Genomic DNA, 6,745 nt, shown 5'->3' with positions numbered 1-6,745 from the left:
AATGATTATCGAACCATTTCCAACCTGTTTGCATGGCTCCACTTGCATTTAGATAATAGTGAGTACCTTCTATTTTTTGAAGGCCTGTTTGCATGATTCCTTCTTTATCTAAGTAATACCAAGTATCTTTATCCTTGATCCAGCCTGTTTTCATTGCTCCGGAACTTGCAAAATAGCTCCAATGTCCTTCAATCGAGACCCAACCGGTTTGCATAACTCCCTTATTATCAAAGTAGTAGTTTACTCCATTGATTTCCTTTTTACCAACTATTTGTTTTCCATCTTCATCAAAGTAGTACCAGTTTGATTCAATTTTTTGCCATCCAGAGCCTGTCTCATCTGACTGTAATGCCCCACTACTTGCAAAGAACATTTTCTTACCATTAAAGACTTGTGAGCCAGTAAGCATTTTACCATCTTTATCAAATAGGTACTTTTTGCCACCTATTTCAGCTAGTTCATTGTAACGTCTTGCACCGTTTGACTGGATGTAGTACCAAGTATTATCATGATAGAACCAACCACCCGTCTGCATTTTACCATCATTGTTTAGATAGTAGTCATTAAATTTTGGTTCTCCATTCCATTCGTCAGTGATACGGAGCCAACGACCACTCTGCATTTGACCTTTTCCGTTAAAGAAATATGTAGCACCAGCAATATCTTGCCAACCGATAGCCATCTGACCATCTTTTAAACGATACTTCCAGTAACCATCTTCTTGATACCATTTCTCATCAACAGTAGGAATATTCGGAAAATCTCCTGAAACATTTGTAAAACCTTTATCACTAATATCAAATACAGTTGCATCCTGAGTTTTACTTGATGCATGAATCACTTGAATATTTTTATTTTTTAGATAGTCTCTCGTTGAAGCGAGGTTAATATCTCCTCCAGTTGTTTGGATAATCATACTAGGAGAAAGGTGATCTATGAAACCAATTGTATTAGAAACCTTGGCATCGTAGTGGTGATTCCATTTCATCATATCTACTTTTCCAATAACAGGCCCTAATTTATCTTCAGCTCCCTCAGCATTATCCAAATCACCACCAAGATAAATTCTTTTTCCTGCTACAGTTACTACTGCAACAATTGAATTGGAATTATCATCAAGAACTCTTTTTAAGTTCCCATCAGAATCATATTCATTTTTATAATTATAAAGCTGAATATCCATGTCCCCAAATTTGAACTTGCTATCTTCATCTTTTATGTCTTGAATAAGTGTAACTCCCTTATTCTGTGCAGCACGAAGAGCATTATCATAATTGAAGAGGTTATCCCACAATCCCCAAGTACTTGTAATTCGTTGATCCGAATATTTTTTCAAATAGAATTTATCGACTTGATAGCGATTAAGAATTTCATCTGCTCCACCTATATGGTCGCTATGAACATGAGTTCCTAATATAAAATCTAATTTCTTGACACCTAATTGATCAAGGTGGCGAATCAACCGATCTTCCAAAACTTGATAATTGTTAATAGAAATTCCCCATCGATTTGGATAACGTGTATCCGTTCCATCCGGAAAATCATAATCCTCTCCCATATCAATCAAAGCATAGTGGCCATTACTTTCTAGTAAAATAGCATCACTTCCAGAGTTAGCTTTTGTATTGATAAAGTGGATACGATTCCCTGAACCTGTTGAAATAGTATCTGCATTCACTGTTTGTGCTTGAATTATTGATGCCGATAAGATCAAGGCACTAAGTAATATTGATTTTTTCATAGTTTTCATAAGGCATTCAACTTTCTCTTTTTTATATACTCTTTCATTAATCAATCCAATAATTGTTTTCATTCCCTGGTGTCTGTTGGTCAACAGGGGGTGGGGTCATATAATCTTCACCAAACTCATAGACAAGAACCTCATGGTATCTTCTTGGTACTTTTAAAATTAGATTTTCATACGTCATATCAATTGTATCATACAACCATTCTTTTTTAATACCAGCTGGATAGTAAGAGTCATAAGTTGAACAAACTAAGTCTGTAGAATTATCAACACTATATTTTAATGCAAGTTGTTCAAGTTTTTGATTCCATAATTGAGGAGAAGAAAATCTAAATATTGCTGATGCAATATAACGAGGAAGATTTTTAATTCCTCCGTTTTCATATTTAATTCCCTTAAAGTTTAACGACGATAGACGAATTAATTGCTTATAGAGCTTCATTTTCTTACGATCTTGTTCGTCTGTAACAAGACCATCATACGGAAAGACATCTACACAAGTTCCAAGAACAACACTTGAATCTAAAAGATTCGAATCTCTCCGTGTTCGAATATCGTAAACTCGCATATAACTATATGGATATCCCTTGGTTTCTCTAAAAGAAATCAGCTTATAGTATGGGTGGTTATCATTTTTTAGAACTGCATATAACTTTTCAAATTCATCTCTAGCTAAAGAAATGTCTGTATCATCATCCCAAGGAATAAAACCTTTATGACGAACTGCACCTAATAAAGTGCCAAAATCGATAAAATATTTGATATCATGTTTTTCACAAACTTGGTGTAAGTATTCTAGAATTCCAAGCTCAATTTGCTTGATTTCTTCAAGGCTTAAGATTTTTTCAGACATTATTTATCGCTCCTAATCTCTACTTCTTTGTTTAAATAATAATCTATTGGTTTTCAGTAATCTTCCACAATTTGAAGTCATGATGCGAAACTTGTTGCTCAACTGGTGGTAACTGCATATAATTTCCATAATCTGAAGTTAAAACTTCATGATAATGTTTTGGAATCATAAATTTCTTACCTTCAAAGCTACCAGCTTCAACTTGTTCTAACCACTCACGTTTCCAAACGGGCTTATTCATATCTTTATAGACAACATAGTCCACCAATTCATAATCTTCTACTTTTCTAGATTTAGCCAATTCATCAATCTGGGAAACATACTTATTTGTGTTAGTGAAATAAAAGATAATAACAGAAATATAGCGGATAATTGAATTTACTACACTTTTAGTATTGGTAATTCCTTTAAAAGTGTAACAACTTAATTGACGCTTTTTAATAATCTTGGTCATCTTGTCCTTAAATGCCTGATCATCTTCATAACCATCTACGGGGAAAATATCAACATAAATCCCCATATCTGAATCAATTCGAACATCTTCTTCAACCAAATAGGTGTGATTGTCTTGAACTTTCATAAATGGATAGACATAATTGACATTATTTTTATAAGACATTAATTCATAGCGCTCGTCTGGATGTGCAATCATATAATCTTGCAGCTTTTCATAATCATCACGAAGCATACAAATATCCATGTCATCGTCCCAAGGAATAAAGCCTTTATGACGAACTGCACCAATTAAACTACCATAGGACAAGAAGTATTTGACACCAATTTTATGACACACTTCATGGATATACTCCATGATTCCTAACTCCATTTGTTGAATTTCAGAAATATCAGTTACTTCTTTGTAACGAATATTTTTTTCTTTTTCACAGATCATTAGACCATATCCCACAACTAACCAAAAAATGATGTTGATGAAGTTGGTTGAATACATAATTTGGCTCTCAAACAACTGACCAAATAAAATTCCAAAGAATAGAGTCATAATCAGTTTTTCAGTATTTTTCTTGGATTTAATCAAGTAAGAAACAAAGCGGAAACCTACATAAACAATGATAAGTATGAAAGAAAAGAGGCCCAAGAATCCGGAACTCACAAAAATGGTAACAAAGATATTGTGGAAATTACCTCCAATAAGTGAGTTTTTAATTTCAAATTTACTAAAATATTTTGTGTAATAATCTGATACGTTTCGAACACCATAACCAAATAGAGGTTTTGCACGTCCCATTTTGATTGCATTTTTCCAAATATATGTACGCCCACTTGGAGTTGTTTCAATCAAGTGAAGCTCCCCATTTTTCTTAGCAACATCCGAATCAGTTTCAGAATAAGATTCACCTTTATTTAAGTCAATTACAGTTGCCTTGGCCGCTGAAATATATACCGATGTTAAATAACTAATACCAATATTGCTACCTATTAATAAGATACTAGCTACTAGAAAAGTTAGCCATTTTTTGGCAAATTTCCCCCTAGCGACAAAAACACAATAGAATACTAGCATTAGAAGAACTGATAAAAGTGCGCCCCTACTCTGCATAGTTGCAAAATAAACTAACTGAATGATATTATTAATTTTAAAATAAACAGAGTATTTGCTTCCCTTATGTATTAAATACATAGCAAAAACTATACTAATGTATGAGAAAATCGCACTGGCGTTAGGGTTAACAAGTCCCCATAATCGGCCATTCATTACTCCGTAATAATAAGAGTTCTCTCCAATCTGAAATAGAATTAAAACTCTTGAAAGTAATAAAGCAAAAGCAAATATAGCCGAAGCAAATGAGACAATCTGTATGGTTCCTGCAATCATACCTAACAACTTCCTTAGCTGATTAGGTTTTACCATGGTAAATAATAAAACATAAGCCAGCATAAAGAAAATTTCAACCATATTTCCGAGCAGGTGTCCAGATCTATTAATGAGCGCTGATAAAAAGTGACTGCCCACTAAAAGACCAAATAGGGTAAGAAACTTCTTATCTATCTCTATTCGTTTCCAATTAAAAAATAAAGTTAAACAAATTGACAGAACAACAACTGCTGAAAGTCCCTTATAAATCGGATTGGTTACTTTATAAATTAGCGAACTCATACTTAAAATCGAAATGAAAATAAAAAGATAAGAAATCCACAGTTTTGATTTTTCAAAGCATTCATTCGTTTTTGAAAAATTCATCTTCAACTCCTTTAATAACATTATTTATTCAAGCCTACAATTTGTCTATAAATCCATGGAGAAATTCTTAGTGACAAAATGGCTATTTTCCGAAAACTAGTAAAATAAGGATCTCTCAATATTTGTGAGGTATGACTAAATATCCACTTTCTCAATTGAGTTTTCTCTTTTTTATATTCTGTCGAATCTGTGAAGATTATTTTATCGTAGACTGTAATATAAGACCAAGATTCTCTATTTACTAATTCGGGTTTTAATTGAGGGAAACATTGATAAACTTTAGGAATAATGATTTTATATACTTCTATAGTATCAAAAACATGATTATTCACAGATGTAGTTGCACTTCCCTCTCTATGATCATAATAGTATATTGGTTTATCTATAAAAACACTATTACATTTTGTTTCAAGCAAAACTTCTGTTAAGAATAGAGCATCTTCTGCTAAATGATAATCTGTACTAAATTTAAAATCTTCAATTAATTCCTTTTTAAATAATTTTGCAACAGGGAAAAAAGAAGTTCGAGCAGTCATCAATAGTTCTTTCATGGTTTGCTCAGCAGACCATACTGACTCTTGACCTGAAAAATCAGGCAAATCTGTCACTTGTCCATTTTTTACATGATGCAAACGAGCAACTGAGAAACCAACAGAAATATCTGTTCTTACTGCGCTTATCAAAGTTTCCAAATAATCTGGCGTAATAAAATCATCACTATCAACAAAAGTTATCCATTCTCCGGTTGAGTTTTGAATACCTACATTTCTAGCATTGGAGACTCCAGCATTCTCAAGATGAAAAACCTTGATATTCTCATTTTTAGAAGCCAGCTGATCACACAAGTCACCACTCTGGTCTGTCGAACCATCATTAATAAGTAGCAATTCAAAATTGGTATAAGTCTGCTTTAAAATCGACTCAACACATCGTTCAAGATAATTTTCTACGTTGTATACAGGAACAATGATACTAATTTTTTCTTGCATTATATTCTCCCTTATATTCTGTATAGCTCTTATCCATATCTGCTATTATGGCATCGTGGTGAGGTACTTGCTTGTCTGCAGGCGGTGGTGTCATATAGTCACCAAAAGCTGTGCTAAGATAAGCGTCATAACCAACCGGAATAGGCATTTCTGTTCCCTCGAATGGTAGGAAAACGTTGTCTTCAAAGGCCTGAATTGGATACTTTTTCTTCATGTATCCTGGCCCTGAACATAATTCTGTAATGCCATCACTTTCGGCTGGCCCATACTTGGTCATTTCTTTCTCAGCCTTTTTCCAGATACGATAGCGAAGCGATTTAGGAGTCAACCCTAATAAAATGGTACTACCCCACTTCATGAGAGCTCCATGTTTTTCTGGAATGGTTTGTGCACAAAATAGAGAATAAATCAAAGCCCAATGGACCTGTTTCTTGCGCTCTGCTGGATTTTTAGGGTAGTAGTCCAAGGGAAGAACATCCAAAGCCAAGCCGTGGGGAAGGTCCAAATCTTGTTGATAAGGCTTGATACAAGTCGTCTCCTTATCACGAATGGTGATAAAGAGGTTACGGTCTACATAGTCTTTAGAACTCTTTGATAGGAAGTAACGCTTATCCGCATATAGAGGCCATAACTCTGCTAGTTTTTCATAGTCCTTTCGTGGCATAAAAAAGTCCAAATCATCATCCCAAGGGATAAAACCTTTATTTCGTAAAGCTCCAATTGCTCCACCACCACACAAATAACAGAGCAAGTCATGTTCTTTACAAAAGGCGACAAAATATTCAGCCATCTCTAAGCTACGGGCTTGAATTGCCTTTAAATCACTCATCTCATTCTCATCCTCTTCTATAGAATTATATTATTTCATTATACCATAAAAATGGTCAAAAAATCCATCTAACCATGTGAAAAATCAAAGCCTGAGACACCCATTTAATGAGGTGTTTCAAGCTTTG

5 protein-coding genes are annotated in these 6,745 nt (G+C 34.1%); all 5 read right to left on the bottom strand.

All coding sequences use genetic code 11. The annotated features are described in order from the left end of the window. Positions 1-1,750, bottom strand: a 1,750-nt coding sequence (locus HMPREF2957_RS02115) for an MBL fold metallo-hydrolase (RefSeq protein ID WP_070677147.1), incomplete at its 3' end; no start/stop codon positions are given. A gap of 37 nt (positions 1,751-1,787) precedes the next feature. Next, positions 1,788-2,600, bottom strand: a complete 813-nt coding sequence (locus tag HMPREF2957_RS02110) for a LicD family protein (RefSeq protein WP_070677144.1) — start codon at positions 2,598-2,600, stop codon at positions 1,788-1,790. 43 nt (positions 2,601-2,643) lie between these two features. Further along, on the bottom strand, positions 2,644-4,800 hold the full coding sequence (locus HMPREF2957_RS02105; RefSeq protein ID WP_004252254.1) for a LicD family protein: 2,157 nt from the start codon (positions 4,798-4,800) through the stop codon (positions 2,644-2,646). Positions 4,801-4,820: 20 nt separating this feature from the next. Next, entirely contained in the window at positions 4,821-5,792 is a 972-nt protein-coding gene (locus HMPREF2957_RS02100) for a glycosyltransferase family 2 protein (RefSeq protein WP_070677143.1), read from the bottom strand. Next, on the bottom strand, positions 5,773-6,618 hold the full coding sequence (locus tag HMPREF2957_RS02095) for a LicD family protein (protein ID WP_070677142.1): 846 nt from the start codon (positions 6,616-6,618) through the stop codon (positions 5,773-5,775). Before HMPREF2957_RS02095 ends, HMPREF2957_RS02100 begins: the two co-directional genes overlap by 20 nt. Positions 6,619-6,745: the final 127 nt, after the last annotated feature.

Source organism: Streptococcus sp. HMSC062D07 (assembly GCF_001814215.1).
Taxonomy (GTDB): Bacteria; Bacillota; Bacilli; order Lactobacillales; family Streptococcaceae; genus Streptococcus; species Streptococcus infantis_I.
This window is presented reverse-complemented; position numbering and strand designations above follow the sequence as displayed.

Coding starts and splice junctions, on each gene's coding strand:
- HMPREF2957_RS02110 (WP_070677144.1), bottom strand. CDS start 2,600: ATGTCTGAAAAAATCTTAAGCCTTGAAGAAATCAAGCAAATTGAGCTT.
- HMPREF2957_RS02105 (WP_004252254.1), bottom strand. CDS start 4,800: ATGAATTTTTCAAAAACGAATGAATGCTTTGAAAAATCAAAACTGTGG.
- HMPREF2957_RS02095 (WP_070677142.1), bottom strand. CDS start 6,618: ATGAGTGATTTAAAGGCAATTCAAGCCCGTAGCTTAGAGATGGCTGAA.